The sequence below is a fragment of the Streptomyces violens genome (assembly GCF_000717745.1).
Taxonomy (GTDB): Bacteria; Actinomycetota; Actinomycetes; order Streptomycetales; family Streptomycetaceae; genus Streptomyces; species Streptomyces violens.
Genome location: NZ_JOBH01000003.1, coordinates 1 through 17,369, shown reverse-complemented (window position 1 = coordinate 17,369; position 17,369 = coordinate 1). Strand labels below are relative to the sequence as shown.

The window sequence follows — 17,369 nt, the reverse complement described above, 5'->3', positions numbered from 1 at the left end:
CGGAACTCCTCCCTCCGCCAAGGAGGCCCGGGGGACGGCTCCGCAGCGGGGATTGTCAGTGCCTGCTGGCAGACTGAATCCGTGAGCAGCACCGAGACCTCAGAGACCCCGGCCGTGACGCACCACGAGACGCCTTCCGCCACTCCGCGCCGGGAGGAGACCGACCGCGACGCGGCACCGCAGTTCGTACTGCCGCTGGTCGTCCGGCTGGAGAAGGCCGCACCGCCGGCGCGTACGGACGCGCTGGAGACGGCCGCGCGGGCGGTCCTCGTACTGCTCTCGGACGAGCGCGCGCTGGGCGACGGCGAGTGGGCCGCTGCCGTGCGGGACTGGCAGGACGCTCGCATCCGCAAGGTCGTGCGGCGGGCGCGCGGCGCGGAGTGGCGGCGTGCGGCGGAGCTGCCGGGCATCACGGTCACCGGCGACTCCGCCGAGGTGCGGGTCTTCCCGCCGGTGCCGCTGGACGGCTGGCCCAAGGAGCTGGCCAAGCTCCAGGTCTCGGGTACGGAGCTGGACGCCCCGGAGCCGCCGGGCGCGCCCGACACGGAGGGGCCGGTGCTGTGGCTGAGCCCCGAGCTGAAGATGTCGGCGGGCAAGTCGATGGCCCAGGCGGGCCACGGCGCGCAGCTCGCGTGGTGGGAGCTGTCCGGCCCCGAGCGGGCGGCCTGGCAGGCGGCCGGCTTCCCGCTGTCGGTGCGCACGGCCGAGCCGGACCGCTGGGCGGAGCTGATACGCAGCGGCCTCCCCGTCGTCCGGGACGCGGGCTTCACGGAAATCGCCCCGGGGAACACGGTGGTGGCCGAAGGCGGCAGTCGTTTCTGCCCTCTCCGGCCCGTACGACGGCCGTAGGAGGGCTGCTTCCGCGTCCGGAGCGGAGGTCGCGCCGTACTGCACCTCCGTAAGGAGACCGCCGGCCCGTGCCACGGAGCCGGCTGCCCCGTGAGCGCACGACCCCGCCTCACACCCCCTGCCAAGTGCGCCGGTTGCGGGCGATGGTGTGGATGCGGTTGGCGGTGGTGGGGGTCAGTACGCCGCCCAGGGCGCCGAGGGCGGTGACCGCTTGGGCTCCGGCCAGGAGGCGTACGGCCGGATCGTCGGCCTTCGTGGTCGCGTCGCCGACGGGCTCCGGGCCGGGTTGCTCCGGCGGCAGCTGTTCGATGTGGCGGGGTCCGATGAGGACGAGTACGGGGTGGGCGGGGACCGGGAAGCCGCAGGCTCGGGTCAGGGCGTAGGTCGCGCGGTCGGCGCGCTGGCGGGTCCGGCGGACGTAGGGCTGTGGGCGGCGGCCGCGGCCCGGGCGTATGTCGGTGGTGTCGGCCCGTACGCGCGCGGCACGTACGGGCTCCGTGGCGACGCAGAAGACGCCGCCCGGTCCGATGAGGAGGTGGCTGATCTCGCTGCCGGGCGGCAGGGACAGGGAGTGCAGTACGTACCAGCCGCCGCGGCCCAGCCGCTCCAGCTCCGCGCCCACCGCGCACTCCGCGGCGAGCCGGCGCCGCCACTCGTCCTGTACGGGCCGCCGGCCCAGCAGCCGCGCGGCGAGGAGCGCGGGCCCGTCCAGGGGGTGCGCGGCCAGGTGGGTGCGGAGCACCTCCCCGGGGCGGTTGGGTGCGAGGTCGTCGTCCGGCGGCAGGAACAGCCGGTCGGGGTCGTCCGGCGTCAGTTCCACGGACATCACCCCTCGCGCACCCCTCGCGGGACTCGCCTCCGGCGGGACCGCCGCGACGCCGGCCCCGCCCCTCCCCCATGGGACCAGGAGGCCGCGGCACGGGCAAGAGCGAGTGAAGGTACGCAGAAGGACCCGGTGAAAGTCCACGAAGGGGTGGGAACGGATGTCCGGTCGTGGTACATCGTGATGATGCCGATGTCGACGTTGAAGGAAGCGGACCTCGCGGATCCGTCCCGGCTCGAAGCCGCCCTGCGCGCCAACCTCGCGGCCTTCGAACGGCGCGAGATCGCCGTGCCCGAGGGCGTGCGCCGCGCCGCCGTGTGCCTCACGGTGCTCCCTTACCGCGACGAGCCGCACGTCCTGGTGATCAAGCGGGCGCCGCGCGCCCGCAACGCCGGGCAGTGGGCGCTTCCCGGCGGCCGCCTGGACGAGGGCGAGTCGACGGAGGCGGCCGCGCTGCGGGAGCTGGCCGAGGAGACCTCGGTCGACGCGGGCCCCGAGGAGATCGCCGGGTATCTGGACGACTTCCGTACCGACTCCGGGTTCGTCATCACGCCGCTGGTCGTCGTCCCGCGCGGACCGGCGCTGCCGCGGCCGGCCCCGGGGGAGGTCCAGTCGGTGCACCACGTACCGCTGCGCCGGCTGCGGGAGCCGGACCTGCCGCGGTGGGTCACGGCTCCGGACGGCGGGCCGCTGCTCCAGATGCCGCTGCGCCCGGGGATGGTGATCCACGCGCCGACCGGTGCGCTGCTGTGGCAGTTCCGGGAGGTGGCCCTCCTCGGGCGCGCGACCCGGGTCGACACGGTGACACAGCCGGAGTTCACCCGGCGGTGAGCCGGAGAGGGCGGTGCACCGCCCCGCGGCCGGTGGGGCAGCACCGAGCACGTACCTTTTCTTACGTGTTCACCTCACTCCTCGGTTTCACCGTCGTCGCCGCACTGCTGACCGTCTCCCCCGGCCCGGACTTCGCGATCGTGCTGCGCACGGCACTCGGCTCGGGACGGCGCGCCGCGCTGTGTTCCGCGCTCGGTATCGCGGCGGGCTGCTTCGTGTGGGGGCTGGCGGGCGCGGCCGGGCTGACGGCGATGCTGTCGGCGTCCCAGGTGGCGTACGACGCGCTGCGGATCGCGGGCGCCGCGTACCTGATGTGGCTCGGCTTCCAGGCGCTGCGCAGCGCGCGGCGCACCGCCAGGACGGGGCCCGCCGAGAGCACCCCGGCGGACGGCGCGGCGACTTCGGAGGAGCCGCAGACCCCGTGGCGGGCGTTCCGCACCGGGCTGCTGACGAATGTGCTCAATCCGAAGGTCGGCGTGGTGTACATGTCGCTGCTGCCGCAGTTCATCCCGCACGGCGCGCCGGTCGTGGCGACCACCCTGATGCTCGTCGCCGTCCACGCCGTACTGGGCGTCGTCTGGCTCGGCTGCGTCACCCTCGCCGTGCACCGCGCGCGGGCCGTCTTCCGCAGGCCGCGCGTCCGCCGCCGCCTCGAACAGCTCACCGGCACCGTCCTCCTCGGGCTCGGCGCCGCGGTGGCCGCCGAAACGGCCCGCTGACGCGTCGCCCGCGGCACCGGTCCCGCCCGTGCGCCGCGCAACGCCCCCGTATGCCGCGCAACGGCCCCGTACGCTGCACAAAGGCAGGGAAAGCTCAGATCCGGCTCTGAACCCGGCCCCGGGACGGTTCGTCCTCCCCAGAGGGGTGATGAGTACGGAATACGCGGAGTCGGGAGTGGAGGGGGAAACCATGGAGCAGCCAGGCCGTACTGAGCGAGGGCCCCGCCTGGGCACCGGCATCGGCTGGCGGCCGGAGATCGCCGACGGCATCGCCCGGCTGCCCGGTATCGACTGGGTCGAGGTCGTCGCGGAGAACATCTGCCCCGGCCATCTCCCGCCCGCCCTTGAAGCGCTGCGCGCCCGCGGCACCACAGTCGTGCCGCACGGCGTCTCCCTCGGGCTGGGCGGCGCCGAGCGGCCGGACGCCGGGCGGCTGGCCGCGCTGGCCGAGCGCGCCGAAGCGCTCGCCGCGCCGCTCGTCACGGAGCACATCGCCTTCGTACGGGCCGGTGGCGAGCTGACCGGCGGGCCGCGCATGGAGGCGGGGCACCTGCTGCCCGTACCGCGGACGTACGACGCACTGGACGTCCTGTGCGAGAACGTACGCATCGCACAGGACGCGCTGCCGGTACCGCTGGCGCTGGAGAACATCGCGGCGCTGATCAACTGGCCGGGCGAGGAGCTGACCGAGGGGCAGTTCCTCGCCGAGCTCGTCGAGCGGACCGGCGTACGGCTCCTGATCGACGTGGCGAACCTGCACACCAACCGCGTCAACCGGGGCGAGGACCCGGCGGCCGCGCTGGACGCACTGCCCGTGGAGGCGATCGCCTACGTCCACGTCGCGGGCGGATTCGAACGGGACGGGGTGTGGCACGACAGCCATGCCCACCCCGTGACACAGCCGGTCCTGGACGTACTGGCCGAGCTGTGCGCCCGCGTCGGCCCGCCCGGCGTCCTCCTCGAACGCGACGAGAACTTCCCCCCTACGGAAGAGCTGGCCGCCGAACTGGACGCCGTACGGACCGTCGTCGAAACGACCGCCCTGCGGCCCGCGCCGCCGCTCTCCGAGCCGCTGAGCGGCACGGCGGCCAGGGACACCGAGGACACCGAAGCCGCCCGCGCCCGCCTCGCCACGGCGCAGGAGGAGCTGCTCGCGGCCCTCGTGGCGGGCGAGCCGGACCCCGCGGGGTTCGACGGGGAGCGGCTGGGCGTGCAGCGGCGCGCGCTGGCGGGCAAGCGCGCCGACGTGATCGCCGCCGTCGCGCCGGAGCTGCCCGGCATACTCGGAGCGGACTACAGCAGCGCCTTCCTGGACTACGCGCAGGCCCGGCCGATGCGGGGCGGCTACCGCCGCGACGCGCTGGACTTCGCCGGCCATCTGCTCGCCCTCGGGCTGCCGGCGCACCCCGCAGCGCGGCGGGAGCTGACACAGTGGTGGCGCGAGCGCTCGGGCCCCACCCCGCCGTCGGCCCGCCCCGCGGCCCGGCTGGCCCGGCTGGCGCGCACGGTGACGGGCCGCCTGCTGCCCCGGCCCCGGAACGGCGGTCCGGACCCGGACGGCACGGCGGACGGCGGTCCGGACCCGGCCGGCACCGCGGACGGCCGGAGCGCGCCCCCGAGCGTGCCGGCGGGTGGCTCGCGGGTGGAGTATGTCGACAGACCCCGGAGTGGGAGGTAATCACTTTGTCCTTCGCGCAGTTGGTGTACTGGGCCGTCGCCGCTTCCTCAGTGGTGCTCATCGCCGGTACGGTCCACACCCGCCGCGCCACGCCGTCCCCCCGGACCACCGTGCTCGTCGACGTGGACTCGCACGGCCTCTGGGAGAACGCCTTCCTCGCCGGCGGTCCCGGCCGGGTCGCCGACGCGGCGATCGCCGGGATGCACGGCGACGGCCGGCTGGCGATCGGCGGCCCCGGAACGGTCACCGCGCGCCGCCCCGCCGTCTCGCACGACCCGGTCGAGTCCGCGGTACTGGAAGCGCTCGCACGCACGCCCGGCGGCTCGCTGACGCGGCTGCGCCCCACGGTCATGCGCAGCGCGGCCGTCCAGCAGATCGGTGACCGGCTGGCCGACCGCGGCCTGCTGCGCCGCCCGGAGGCGGGCCGGCGCTGGCGGCAGCTGGCCCGGTTGCAGATCGGCGCGTGCATGTGCGTCTTCTTCCTCGGCATCTTCCAGTCGGTGACGGGCGCGCTGGACGACGGCGCTCCGCAGTACCCGCAGAACATGCCGTTCGTACTGAAGGTGACGCCCGCGGTGTTCGCGGGGATCTTCGTCGGCACGCTGTGCCGGAGCGCCGTGCGCCGCCGCATCACGAAGGCCGGCAAGCGGGCTCTGAAGCAGTTCCGTACGGCGAACAGGGCGGCCGTGGCCGGCCCGGCGGACCGGTCCGCCGCGCTCACCGTGGCCGTCGGCGGCGTGGCGGTGCTGGTGGACCGGGTGCTGCGCGATCACCTGCTGGAGGCGCAGCGGGCGGCGGCCGGCAGCGCCGCGGCCGCCGCGGTGTCCTCGACCGGCCCGGGAGCCGACTGGAGCGCGGCCGGGGACAGTGGCGGGACGTGGTGCGGCTCGGGAAGCTGACCGGGCCTCTGAAACCGCGCCCCTGCCCACGCGAGCGGCCCCGGAAACCCGCCAACGTACCAACACGCGCCTCCCGTTGAGCGGGGTTCGCCGAACGGGGGCGCGGGCCGGGCCGGCCCGAATAGCGTGCGGTGCCGCACCAGGAGGCACCATGCGAACCGTCACCGGAACCGGTCTCGTCGTCGCCGCACTCGTCGCGACGGCAGCCGCACTGCTCTTCCCCATCCTGTCCTTCGCCGGACTGTCGGCGGCCGGCACCGACCCCGACGAGGGCACCGTGGCCACCCGCGCCGGCCCGCTCTCCGCGCTCGACCGCGACTTCGTGACCAAGGTACGGCTGGCCGGGCTGTGGGAGCTGCCGGCCGGGCAGCAGGCGCAGGAGCGCGGTACCACGAAGGCCGTACGGACCGCGGGCGACCACCTCGTGACCGGGCACGCCGAACTCGACCGGCACGTACGGCAGGTGGCCGGGCAGCTCGGCGTCGACCTGCCCAACCAGCCCAACGACCAGCAGCAGGGCTGGCTCTCCGAACTGGAGGCCGCGCGCGGCACCGAGTACGACCGGAAGTTCGCCAACATCCTGCGGCTGGCGCACGGCAAGGTCTTCACGGTCGTCGCGCAGGTCCGCGCGACCACCCGCAACTCGCTGGTCCGCGAGCTGGCGGACGACGCCAACACGACCGTGCTCGACCACATCACCGTGCTCGAACGCACCGGCGTCGTGGACTTCGACGCCATCGCGCGGGACACCCAGGCGTCGAGCTCGCCGACGTCCCCGGCCGCGCCGCCGCCCGTACCTCCCACGCCGTCGGCGCCGCCCGCACCGCCCGAGCCCGCCACCCCGTCCGCGACGTTCTCGCTGCCGCCGGCCGCCTCGGCGCCCGGCCCTGAGGGCACCGGACGCGCGGGCCGGTCCCACGGGGAGGACGAGGAGCGCTGACCCCGGAGGCCGAGCGCCGGCCCCGGAGGCAGCCACCCCGCGCCCCCGTACGGTCTCTTCCGGGGCATCCCTTCCGACACCGGCGCCCGGTGCTTTACATCATCAAATCCCCGCTCAAGTATCCCTTTTGTCACACACGGTGACGCCATTCGGGGCGGCACGGTGACCCACGAAGGGACGGCTTGTGAAGTCAGTAGCGTTGTTCGGCACCATCGGGTCACTGGTCCTGGGCACCCTGGCGGCCGCTCCGGCGGACGGCGCGGAGACCGGGCTCCCCGCGCCCGCCCCGAAGAAGATCTCATGGGGCCGCTGCGCCCCCGTGGAGCACCTCCCGGCCGGCGTGGAGTGCGGCAAGGTCCGTGTGCCCCTGGACTACGCGCACCCCGAAGGCAAGCAGATCGACCTCACGGTCAGCCGGCGGCGCGCCACTGGCCCCGCGCGCGAGCGGCAGGGTGCGCTGCTCTACAACCCCGGCGGCCCCGGAGGCTCCGCGATGGCCTTCCCCATGTACGGCGAGCTGCCCGAGTGGCGCCGCACGGCCAGGGCGTACGACTTCGTCGGCTACGCGCCGCGCGGGGTGGGGCGGTCCGCGCCGCTCTCGTGCGAGGACCCCGAGCAGTCCTCGAAGGCGCCCTCGGACAGCCCGGTGCACCCCTCGGAGCGCTTCAAGCAGCAGAAGCTCAAGGAGGCACGGGAGTACGCCGAGGGCTGCGCGCGCCGGGCCGGACCGGCGCTGCAGCACTACAACACGCTGAACAACGCGCGTGACCTGGAGATGCTGCGCGCCGCGCTGGGCGAGAAGAAGCTGACCTTCATGGGCGCGTCGTACGGCACGTACCTCGGGGCCGTGTACGCGACGCTCTACCCAGGGCACGTGCGCCGCATGGTCTTCGACAGCGTCGTGAACCCGGCCCCGGACCACATCTGGTACCGCAACAACCTCGAACAGAACATCGCCTTCGAGGGCCGCTGGCTCGACTGGCGCACCTGGGTGGCCAAGCACCACAAGAGGTACCGCCTCGGCACGACGGCGGAGGCGGTGGGCAAGTCGTACTACCGGGCGGCCGCACAGCTGCGGCGGAAACCGGCGGGCGGCAAGGTCGGCCCGGCCCAGCTGCAGTCCGCCTTCCTGATGGCGGGGTACAGCGACCACTACTGGCCCATCCGGGCGGCCGCGCTGTCCAAGTACCTCAAGGGCAATCCGAAGCCGCTGATCGCGCAGGCGGCGCCGGACCCGGCGGACGCGGCGTCGAAGGAGAACGGCGACGCGGTCTACTCGGCCGTGGAGTGCAATGACGCGGACTGGCCCCGGGACTGGGCGACGTGGGACCGCGACAACACGATCGTGTCCCAGGTCGCGCCGTTCGAGACCTGGGACAACGCGTGGATGAACCTGCCCTGCGCGTTCTGGCCCCGGCCGGCGCGCGCGATGCAGCAGCGCCCGCTGGACGTCCGTACGGCTCCCGGGGCGCTGCCCCCGGTACTGCTGCTCGCGGCGGAGCGGGACGGCGCCACGCCGTACGCGGGAGCGCAGGAGCTGCACCGCAGGCTGGCGGGGTCGACGCTGGTCACCGAGCGCGACGCCGGCACGCACGGGATCGCCTTCAGCGAGAACGACTGCGTGAACAAGTACACCGAGGACTACCTGCTCACCGGGCGGGTCCCGGCGCGGGATGCGTTCTGCAAGCCGCACAAGGAGCCCGAGCCCGGCGAGGAGTGAGCCCGGCCGGGCCCGGTGGCCGGTCAGGCCAGCCCGGCCACCAGCTCCGAGACCGGCTTGCGGCGGCCGGTGTAGAACGGGACCTCTTCGCGGACGTGCAGGCGCGCCTCGGAGCCGCGCAGGTGCCGCATGAGGTCGACGATGCGGTACAGCTCGTCGGCCTCGAAGGCGAGGATCCACTCGTAGTCGCCGAGCGAGAAGGACGGCACGGTGTTGGCACGCACGTCCGGGAAGCCGCGGGCCATCTTGCCGTGGTCCGCGAGCATCCGGCGGCGGTCCTCGTCGGGCAGGAGGTACCAGTCGTACGAGCGCACGAACGGGTAGACGCTCACGTAGTCGCGCGCCTGCTCGTCGGCCAGGAAGGCCGGGATGTGCGACTTGTTGAACTCGGCGGGGCGGTGCAGCGCCATGTTCGACCAGACCGGCTCCAGGGCGCGGCCGAGCTTGGTGCGGCGGAAGAGGTTGTACGCCTCCTGGAGCGCGTCCGAGCTCTCCGAGTGCCACCAGATCATGATGTCGGCGTCGGCGCGGATACCGGACACGTCGTACGTGCCGCGGACCACCACGTCCTTGGCGGCGAGCTGCTCGAACAGCTCGTCGACCTCTTCGGCGTAACCGCTGCGGTCCTCCGGGAGGGCGGCACGCAGCTTGAACACCGACCAGAGGGTGTAGCGGATGACCTCGTTGAGGTCCTTCGCCTTCTTGCCGGCGTTCGGGGTCTTCTCGGGCGCGGGCCCAGGGGTGGCGTCAGTCATGTCGTCCATTCTCACTCGTCGGCCGGAATGCCCGGCGTCAGGGTGGCCAGTACCGCGTCGGCGGCCTTCGTGGCGCCGGCGATGCAGGCCGGGATGCCGACGCCCTCGTAGAGCGCGCCGCACACCCGGAGGCCGGGGAGCCGGCCCACGGCCTCGTGGATGCGGGCCACCCGCTCCAGGTGGCCGACCGGGTACTGCGGCAGGCCGCCGTCCCATCGGGTGACGCGCGCCTCTACGGGTGCGGCGGGCAGCCCGACCGCTTCGCGCAGGTCGGCCAGCGAGAGGTCCACCAGCTCGGCGTCCTCGCGCGCCAGGTCGGCGGTGTCCCCGTGGCGCCCGACCGAGGTGCGCAGCACGAAGAGGTCCGGGTCGGCGGCGTCGATCCAGCCCCACTTGTTGCTCGCGAACGTGGCCGCCTTGATCTTGTGGCCGTCGACCGGCGGGACGAGGAAGCCGCTGCCGGTGAGCTGCCCCTCGACGTCGGCGCGGCGGAAGGCCATGGTGACCAGTGCCATGGAGGCGTACTCGACGCCGTCCAGCTCCGTGGCGGCGGCGGGGCTCTCGTGGCGGAGGATGCGGGCGGCGGCGGGCGCGGGGCAGGCCAGTACGACCGCGTCGGCCGTCAGGACCCGGTCCTCGACGTGCACCTCCCAGCCGCCGTCACCGGTCCGCCGTACCGCGTCCACGGCCGTGTTCAGGTGGATCTCGCCGCCCTTGGCCCGTACCGCGTCGGCGACCGCGCCCGGCAGCGTGCCGATGCCACCGTCGATGCCCATGAAGACCGGTCCTGCGGCGGCGGGCCCCGTCTGGTGGACGGTGGCGGCGGTGCGCGCCTGAATGGCCCGTACGCCCTCCGTCAGGGAGCGGTGGTTCCGCGCCGCCTCGAAGAGCTGCGGCACGGCGGCCCGCATGGAGATGCGGTACGCGTCGCCCGCGTACACGCCGCCCAGCAGCGGCTCGACGAGCCGGTCGACGACCTCCCGGCCCAGCCGCTCGGCGACGTACTCGCCGACCGCGACGTCCTCGCCGACCTCGGTGCGCGGCAGCTCGGCGTCCTCCTCGATGCGCGCGAGGCCCGCCTCGGAGAGCACACCGGAGGCGGCGAGCACCGCGGCGTCACCGGGCACGCCCATGACGTGCCCCTTGGGCATCGGGCGCAGCGCGCCGCGGGTCCAGAGGGAGGCGGTCGCGGTGGACGGCGGCTGCAGCCGGTCGCCGAGCCCGACGGCCCGCGCGAGCTCGACCGCCTCGGGGCGCCTGGCGAGCATGGATTCGGCACCGAGGTCGACCGGGACGCCCGCGACCTCGCCGGCCCGCAGCTTGCCGCCGAGGCGCCCGGACGCCTCCAGTACGGTCACTCGCGCGCCGCCGTCGAGCGCGCGGTGCGCGGCTGCCAGACCCGAGATGCCGCCGCCGATCACTACGACGTGGCCGGGCGCGTGGCCCGTACGACCGGGCTCCTGGCCCGTACCGGTGTGCGCTGTGCTCATGCCCCCACTCTCTCAGAGCCCGCCCGGCGCCCGGCCCTGGGAGCCGGTCCGCGGCTCCACTATGCTCGCGGCTTCACGTACGGACGGGCGGCCGGGCGTACGGATGGGCGGCCGGGCTAGCGGAGGTGGGGGCGCGATGGCGCTGCACGATCCGCAGGCCGGAGCCGGGGCCAGCGCCGGGAGCGGGCCCGGGCGGTCGGCGGCCGACCGGGTGCTCGCGCTGCTCGGCGCCTTCGACGACGCGCACCGCAGCCTGACCCTGACCGCGCTGGCCCGCCGGGCCGGCCTCCCGCTGGCCACCGCACACCGGTTCGCCGGCAAGCTGACGGAGTGGGGCGCACTGGAGCGCCGCGCGGACGGCCGGTACGAGATCGGGCTGCGGCTGTGGGAGATCGCGGTGCTCGCGCGGCGCGGCGTGGGGCTTCGGCAGGCCGCGCTGCCCTTCATGGAGGACCTCTACGAAGCGACGCACGAGAACGTCCAACTCGCCGTACGGGACGGCCTGGAGACGGTCTACATCGAGCTGATCTCGGGGCGGTCCGCGGTCGGAGTGCGTACGAGGGTCGGGGCGCGCTGGCCGCTGCACGCCACCGGGGTGGGCCTCGCGCTCCTGGCGTACGCGCTGCCCTCCGTGGTCGCCCAGGTGTGTGCCGCGCCGCTGCGCCGCTTCACCGAGCGCACGATCGGCGACCCGGCACTGCTGCGGTCGGTCCTCGCGGACGTACGTACCTCCGGAGTGGCGGTCAGCGAGCGGCAGATCACGATGGACGCGGTGTCCGTGGCAGCGCCCGTGCGGGGTCCTGACGGCCGGGCGGTGGCCGCGCTGTCGGTCGTCGTCCCGGTGAGCGAGGGGCGCGCGGCTCTGCTCGCGCCCGCGGTACGCGTCGCCGCGCAGGGCATCTCGCGGAGCTTGCCGATTCTTTGAGCGCGCCTTGCGCATCCGGCCGTTGAGGGCGCCTTGCGTGTCGGGCCTTCGAGGGCGCCTTGCGTATCCGGGGTGCGGCGCGCAACCCCCGTGCACGCATGTTTCCAGCTGCTGGAAGAGGCCCTTGCCGGTCTCCGGGGCGCCGCCCAGTCTGTGGCGACACCCGGGGCCGTCCGGGTCCCCTGTGCGTCAAGGAGGCCGCGCCATGCCCGTTCCCACCGCGTTCGCCCGCGACCAGTGGTACGTCGCCGCGTACGGCAGCGAGGTCGGCGGCGAGGAGGTCCTCGCCCGTGCGGTCTGCGGCGAGCCGCTGGCGCTGTACCGCACACCCGAGGGCGCGGCCGTCGCGCTCGCCGACCGCTGCGTCCACCGCCGCTACCCGCTCTCCGAAGGCACGCTGAAGGACGGCCGGCTGGTCTGCGGCTACCACGGCTTCACGTACGACCGGGCCGGCACCTGCGTCTCCGTACCGGGTCAGGCCCGCGTGCCGCGCACCGCGCGCGTCGCCTCGTACCCCCTCGCCGAGCTGGACGGCTTCGTGTGGGTGTGGATCGGTGACCCGGCGCGCGCGGACGTGTCCGCCGTACCGCGCGCCCCCTGGCTCGCCGACCCGGAGTGGACCGTCGTCCGCGGCATGGAACCGCTCAACGCCCGCTACGGCCTGCTCGTCGACAACCTCCTGGACCTCTCCCACGAGACGTTCCTGCACGGCGGGTACATCGGCACCCCGGAGGTCGCCGCCACCCCGATCACCACCGAGGCCGACGAGGAGCGCGGCATCGTCCGGGTGAGCCGGCGCATGGACGACGCCGAGTGCCCGCCCTTCTACGCCGACTCCACGGGCCTGAAGGGCCGCGTCAGCCGCTGGCAGGACATCGAGTACCACGCGCCCTGTCTGTATCTGCTGCACAGCCGGATCGCGCCGGTCGGCTCGGTACCGGGCGCCGACGGCAGCGACCCGGACGCCTTCCACACCGAGATCGCGTACGCCATCACCCCGTCCACCGAGACCACCACGTACGACTTCTGGCTGGTGGCGCGGGACTTCGCGCGCGAGGACGAGGGCGTGAGCACCTTCCTGCACGAGTTCAATCGCACCGTCGTCCTTCAGGACGTGACGGCGCTGGACATCCTGGAGAAGGTCACGGCGGAGGAAGAGGGCCGCCTGGTACAGGAGTTGAGCGTCGGCATCGACGCGGGCGGGCTGGCGGCGCGGCGGGTACTGGAGCGGATGATCGCGGGGCCGGCGAAGCCGGCAGCGGGCGGGGTGTCGGGCGGGCCGGAAGCGGTGGCGGCCCGATGAGTGACGCTTCCGTCGACCTCCTCGACCTGGTCATCGCGCGCAAGCGGACCGTCGCCGACGGCGTGTGCGAACTGTCGCTGCGCCGCCCGGACGGTGGCGCGCTGCCCGCCTGGTCCCCCGGCGCCCACCTGGACCTGCACCTCGCGCCGGGGCTGGCCCGCTCGTACTCCTTGTGCGGAGACCCGGCCGTACAGGCCGAGTGGCGAGTCGCGGTACTGCGGGAACCCGCGAGCACGGGCGGCTCGGCACACATACACGATCACCTCACCACAGGCGACAAGATCACCGCCTCCGCACCCCGCAACCACTTCCCCTTCGAGCCGCCGTCCGCCCCTCCCGCCCGCTGTCTCTTCCTCGCCGGCGGCATCGGCATCACCCCGCTGCTCCCGATGATCGCCCGCGCGCAGGAGGCCGGGACGGACTGGCGACTGCTGTACGGCGGCCGGACCCGCGCCTCGATGGCGTACGCCGACCGGCTCGCCGCACACGGGGAGCGCGTCACGCTGCGCCCGGAGGACGAGTACGGGCTCCTGGACCTGGCGGGCTTCCTACGGGCCGCGGACCCGGCCACGGACGGCGGTCCGCACGCGCACACCCTCGTGTACGCCTGCGGCCCCGAGGCGCTGCTCGCCGCGGCAGAAAAGCAATGCGAGGCGGCGGGCCTCCCGGAGGGCGCGCTACGGGTGGAGCGCTTCCGCCCGGCACCCGCCGAGGGCCGCTCCTTCGAAGTCGAGCTGGCCGACTCCGGGCCCACCGTACGCGTACCGCCCGGCCGTTCGATCCTGGAAGCGGTGGAGGACGCCGGCGTACCGGTCCTGTCCTCCTGCCGCGCCGGCACCTGCGGCACCTGCGAGACCGAGGTACTGTCCGGCACCCCGGACCACCGCGACCACCTCCTCACGGACGCGGAACGGTCAGCCGGCGACACCATGCTCATCTGCGTCTCCCGCTGCCACGGCCCGCGCCTGAGACTCGCCCTCTGACCCGCTTACGCGTACCCCTGGCTCATCTGCTCGATGAAAGCGGCAGCCTCGGCCTCGGTGATCCGCACATGGCCGCTCCCGCCGAGGTAATCGGCCGGCTCCCAGCGGAGATTGCGGGTGAATGCCTCGTCGCACGTCTCTGCATTCCGGCCGACCAAGCGGCGCCGCAGAATGCCCAACGGGCTGCTGTAGTACGAGATTCGGCCGTCGGCCCCGCGTCAAGGGCATCGAGAGTACCGGGGCGAGGCTGAGGAACGGCTCGGCGTGGAGATTGGATTCCACATTCCCGTGCGGGATCAGCACACCGTACAGGTCGATGAATTCCTCGATGGAATACCCGCCACCCCGCCCGCTCCTCGACCTCACCGGTGAACAACTCCCCCAGATACAGGAGCAGATGGCCCTCCTCGGCCTCGGGGTCATCGATATCGATGCGCGTCACGTGGACCGCTTTCTCAGCCGGCTCTTCCCCTCGCAGCTTCAGTCCTCCCGGGCGAGTTCGCGCAGTGAGGTCAGGGTCAGGGTGGCCGGGGGCGTCGCCGGGCCGGTCAGCTCGACGAGGGCCCGCGAGGGGGACAGACCCCGGTCGTACGCGGCGGCCAGGTGGTCCAGCCAGGCCAGCCCCACCCGGCGGCCCTCTTCGTCGGCGGCGGCGCGGGGCTCGAAGCTCGCGGCGTTGTCCGCGTCGGAGGCCCAGAGGTAGCCCAGTACACCGTGCTCGCTCCGGATGGGAACGTACTGCACATCGCCGTCCGCCGTGCGTCGGTATCCGGGGCGGAACGCGGGTGCGTGGCGGAAGACCTCGGTCCGGGACGGGATTTCGAAGCGGGACCACACATCGGACGGGGTCCCGTCCGGTTCGCGGCGGTTCTCGACACCGGTCTCGGTCGGCTTGCCGAAGTGGGTCGGGTCGTCCGGTTCGGTCTCGGACTCCAGCGCCTTCTCAAGGTCGCGCAGGGCGGCGGCCAGGCGTGGCGCGTTGGCTTGGTGCACCGCGGGCTGAGAACGGCCCTTGAGGTCGTACGGCATCCAGACATCCGTGGACGTCGTCATTTCCACACTTACGAAATCCGCGGCCGCGTGGGCGCCGAGCCGGAACAGATTCTCCTGGCGGTTTTCCCCCTCCGCCCCGGCCACCGTGCCCGTGCAGGCGACATCGGCCGACACCCCGCCGACCGCACCGGGGCGAAGGGCGGCCCGCACCTCGCCGGCGAGCTCTTCGGCCGTCTCGGCCGGGGTTCGCATACCCGCTGCGGTGAACTCGCCCTCGAAAAGGAAGGTGTTCGTCTTTCCCGCCTCTTTGACGGAAACACGTACGGTCGGTGCACCGCTGGCGAACCGGTGCTCGGCCAATACGGAAAACGCGGTCAGGAGATCACGGAGGCACAGCAGGAGGGCGTCCGCCGACTCGTCGTCGCGGCCCCAGTCCCAGCGGGCCACAGGCGTACTAGCGATCACAGCGCTCCCTCCGGCATGAACATCCCGCCGTCACGCGGGACGAAGAGGATACCGTCCGGCGAGCGGATGACGAACTGCACGCCATCGAAGTCGTACCCCTTCTGGAATCGTCCGATCTGAGTGGCCATTTCGGCCCGTGATGCCTTTGTTTCGACGACGAAGGTCTGCATGTCCGCCTTCGAGTCGGTGAGCTGACCGATCTTCTTGAAGATGTTACGGGTGACCTTCGCCGGATCGGCGGGCGAATCCTTTCCGGTCATGTCCTTGAACTGCCAGCCATGGACATTTCCATCCGCGTCCCGCGCCATGACGTCGAGGTCGGTCTTCGCTTCGGTGAAGACACCGGGCTTGATCTCGTGCCCGCCCTGCTTGATCTCGAACGAAATGTCGGTGAGTCCGCTTTCGTGCAGACGGTTGGCCAGCCGGATCTGTTCGAGACAGCCGGAGATTTCCCCCTTTCCGGTCAGCGCGGACACCACACTCGAGAAATTGGGAGCGTCCCTGAAACGCCCCGAAGCGATGGTGTCGGCGATTTCCCGGCCCGCCGGCTCGTCGGCCAGATTCTGCAGGATGCGTTCCACGTCGCCGTGCTTGACCGCGGTGCCCCGCACCTGTTCCCGGACCTGCTGTTCCAGCTCGCTGCCACGCTCGAGCGGACCGGAGTCGTCCGCGTGGCGCTCCCAGCCTTCCGGACCGTCCGGCCCATGCGGTCCCGTGGGCCCGTGCGGTCCGCTGCCGCCGGGGCCGCCTTCGCCACCGGGTCCGCCCGCAGGCGTCTCGTGGCCGCCGACCGGGCCTTCACCGTGCGAACCGGGATGACCCTCGTGCCCGCCCGTGCCCGGCCCGTCGCCGTGACCGCCCGTGTGCCCGCCGCCCGTGGGCGGTTCGTGGCTGGCCGAGGGGCCGTGTGCCAGGTCGTCGGCGTGGCCGCCGGGGAGGTGGTCGGCCGTGCCGCCGGGCGTGTCGCCGATGCGGCCGGGCAGGCCGCCGGGGGTGTCGCCGAGGTGCCCCGGCAGGCCGTTGCCCGGGGTGTCGCCGAGGTGGCCCGGCGCGTTGTCGCCCACATGACCGCCCGGCGTACCGACATCGTCGGCGAGGCGGCCCGTGTCACCGAGTTGGGTGTCGAGGCTGTTGCCCAGGTGGACGTGGCCGGCGTTGTCGGCGGCGTGGGCAGCACCGGCCATGGCCGGGACCTTGGCCGGACTGTCGGCATCCACCCGGGGCAGGCCCGAGCCCGCGGGCGGCTCGACGTGCGGCGAGCCCTCCTTGGGCGCGTTGTCGATGCTGTCCAGGACGTTGCCGTGCTGGTCGAGGACGTTGCCGTCGCCGTCGAAGTACCGGGCCGGCTCCCCCGGATTCGTCGGCAGCCGGGTGGCGTTCTCCGGCAGCGCGGGCACGTCGTCGGGGAGCCGCACGTTGCCGTCCGGCAGCCTGGTCGCGCCCTCCGGAGGCGCCCGCGCCCTTGGCGACATACGTCATCGGGTCGATGACCTTGCCCGCCTTACCGGCCACGGACAGCGCCTTGGCGACCGCGCCGGCCTTGCCCGCACCGGCCGCCGCACCGCCCGCGCCGCCGGTGAAGACGGTGGTGACGACGTTGAACGTCACCGCACCCGCCGCACGGGCCGGGTTCTTGCCCCACTCGTCCCAGGCCACCAGGGCCTTGCCGGTCTCCTTCATCGCGGTGCGCGAATCCCGCAGCCAGGAGGGGAGCTTGTCGTCCGGCAGCGTCCAGAAGGCCGCGCCGACGCCGGGGATGGAGGAAATGGCCAGGCCGGTGGCCAGCTGTGCCAGGCCCTTCCAGGCCTGGCCCATCGCGTCCCAGCCGCCGAAGCCCACCAGCGTCCCCAGGCCCTTGATGGTGCCCCAGACGCCGTCGACGATCAGGCCGTCCCATACGAAGGACTTCACCCAGTGGCCGACCTCGTACCAGTGGTGCTGCTCCTCCACCGGGTCGCCCCAGGGGAGCTTGGCGTTCTTCATGTCCTCGGCGTTG

General features: G+C 73.4%; 16 protein-coding genes. 10 read left to right on the top strand and 6 right to left on the bottom strand.

Annotated features, from left to right (window positions below):
• The first annotated feature begins 81 nt into the window (after window positions 1-81).
• A complete protein-coding gene (locus IF04_RS0106680; RefSeq protein WP_037958587.1) occupies window positions 82-849 on the top strand; it encodes an aminoacyl-tRNA hydrolase in 768 nt (255 codons plus the stop codon).
• Between the two features lie 109 nt (window positions 850-958).
• On the opposite strand, the gene IF04_RS0106675 is transcribed toward IF04_RS0106680, so the two are convergent.
• Complete coding sequence (locus IF04_RS0106675; protein WP_157847609.1) at window positions 959-1,669, bottom strand: nuclease-related domain-containing protein; 711 nt, start codon at window positions 1,667-1,669, stop codon at window positions 959-961.
• Window positions 1,670-1,864: 195 nt separating this feature from the next.
• Between IF04_RS0106675 and IF04_RS0106670 the strand changes: the two genes are divergently transcribed.
• The 6 genes from IF04_RS0106670 to IF04_RS0106645 all read left to right on the top strand — a co-directional run bounded on the left by IF04_RS0106670 (window position 1,865) and on the right by IF04_RS0106645 (window position 8,459).
• Window positions 1,865-2,503: an NUDIX hydrolase gene (locus tag IF04_RS0106670; RefSeq protein WP_030252353.1), complete on the top strand. Its 639-nt coding sequence runs from the start codon at window positions 1,865-1,867 to the stop codon at window positions 2,501-2,503.
• A 65-nt stretch (window positions 2,504-2,568) separates the two neighbouring features.
• Window positions 2,569-3,222 (top strand): LysE family translocator, encoded by a 654-nt coding sequence (locus IF04_RS0106665; RefSeq protein WP_030252351.1) that lies wholly within the window; start codon window positions 2,569-2,571, stop codon window positions 3,220-3,222.
• A gap of 190 nt (window positions 3,223-3,412) precedes the next feature.
• Window positions 3,413-4,900 (top strand): MbnB/TglH/ChrH family RiPP precursor modification enzyme, encoded by a 1,488-nt coding sequence (locus tag IF04_RS0106660; protein ID WP_078599929.1) that lies wholly within the window; start codon window positions 3,413-3,415, stop codon window positions 4,898-4,900.
• Window positions 4,901-4,905: 5 nt separating this feature from the next.
• Window positions 4,906-5,799, top strand: a complete 894-nt coding sequence (locus IF04_RS0106655; RefSeq protein WP_051830794.1) for a TIGR04222 domain-containing membrane protein — start codon at window positions 4,906-4,908, stop codon at window positions 5,797-5,799.
• A gap of 151 nt (window positions 5,800-5,950) precedes the next feature.
• Window positions 5,951-6,739, top strand: a complete 789-nt coding sequence (locus IF04_RS0106650) for a DUF4142 domain-containing protein (RefSeq protein WP_051830792.1) — start codon at window positions 5,951-5,953, stop codon at window positions 6,737-6,739.
• Window positions 6,740-6,923: 184 nt separating this feature from the next.
• Window positions 6,924-8,459 (top strand): alpha/beta hydrolase, encoded by a 1,536-nt coding sequence (locus IF04_RS0106645; RefSeq protein ID WP_030252341.1) that lies wholly within the window; start codon window positions 6,924-6,926, stop codon window positions 8,457-8,459.
• Between the two features lie 23 nt (window positions 8,460-8,482).
• Here the strand turns inward: IF04_RS0106645 and hemQ are convergent, their stop codons facing one another.
• Window positions 8,483-9,223: a hydrogen peroxide-dependent heme synthase gene (hemQ, locus tag IF04_RS0106640; protein ID WP_030252339.1), complete on the bottom strand. Its 741-nt coding sequence runs from the start codon at window positions 9,221-9,223 to the stop codon at window positions 8,483-8,485.
• Window positions 9,224-9,225: 2 nt separating this feature from the next.
• Window positions 9,226-10,704 (bottom strand): protoporphyrinogen oxidase, encoded by a 1,479-nt coding sequence (gene hemG, locus IF04_RS0106635; protein ID WP_030252335.1) that lies wholly within the window; start codon window positions 10,702-10,704, stop codon window positions 9,226-9,228.
• Between the two features lie 136 nt (window positions 10,705-10,840).
• Here hemG and IF04_RS0106630 point away from each other — a divergent pair, with 136 nt between their 5' ends.
• The 3 genes from IF04_RS0106630 to IF04_RS0106620 all read left to right on the top strand — a co-directional run bounded on the left by IF04_RS0106630 (window position 10,841) and on the right by IF04_RS0106620 (window position 13,915).
• Window positions 10,841-11,629, top strand: coding sequence for an IclR family transcriptional regulator (locus IF04_RS0106630; RefSeq protein ID WP_030252333.1), 789 nt, complete (start codon window positions 10,841-10,843; stop codon window positions 11,627-11,629).
• Between the two features lie 205 nt (window positions 11,630-11,834).
• A complete protein-coding gene (locus tag IF04_RS0106625; RefSeq protein WP_030252331.1) occupies window positions 11,835-12,932 on the top strand; it encodes an aromatic ring-hydroxylating dioxygenase subunit alpha in 1,098 nt (365 codons plus the stop codon).
• A complete protein-coding gene (locus IF04_RS0106620; RefSeq protein WP_030252328.1) occupies window positions 12,929-13,915 on the top strand; it encodes a PDR/VanB family oxidoreductase in 987 nt (328 codons plus the stop codon). The genes IF04_RS0106625 and IF04_RS0106620 overlap by 4 nt, the downstream gene beginning before the upstream one ends.
• 5 nt (window positions 13,916-13,920) lie before the next feature.
• On the opposite strand, the gene IF04_RS39535 is transcribed toward IF04_RS0106620, so the two are convergent.
• From IF04_RS39535 to IF04_RS38595, 3 genes are all read right to left on the bottom strand, one after another.
• The gene (locus tag IF04_RS39535; RefSeq protein ID WP_245654306.1) at window positions 13,921-14,094 is read right to left on the bottom strand and encodes a hypothetical protein; all 174 of its coding nucleotides are present in this window, start codon (window positions 14,092-14,094) and stop codon (window positions 13,921-13,923) included.
• 301 nt (window positions 14,095-14,395) lie between these two features.
• Window positions 14,396-15,373: a hypothetical protein gene (locus tag IF04_RS39530; RefSeq protein WP_078599925.1), complete on the bottom strand. Its 978-nt coding sequence runs from the start codon at window positions 15,371-15,373 to the stop codon at window positions 14,396-14,398.
• Window positions 15,370-16,788, bottom strand: a complete 1,419-nt coding sequence (locus IF04_RS38595) for a hypothetical protein (protein ID WP_051830791.1) — start codon at window positions 16,786-16,788, stop codon at window positions 15,370-15,372. The genes IF04_RS39530 and IF04_RS38595 overlap by 4 nt, the downstream gene beginning before the upstream one ends.
• Window positions 16,789-17,369: the final 581 nt, after the last annotated feature.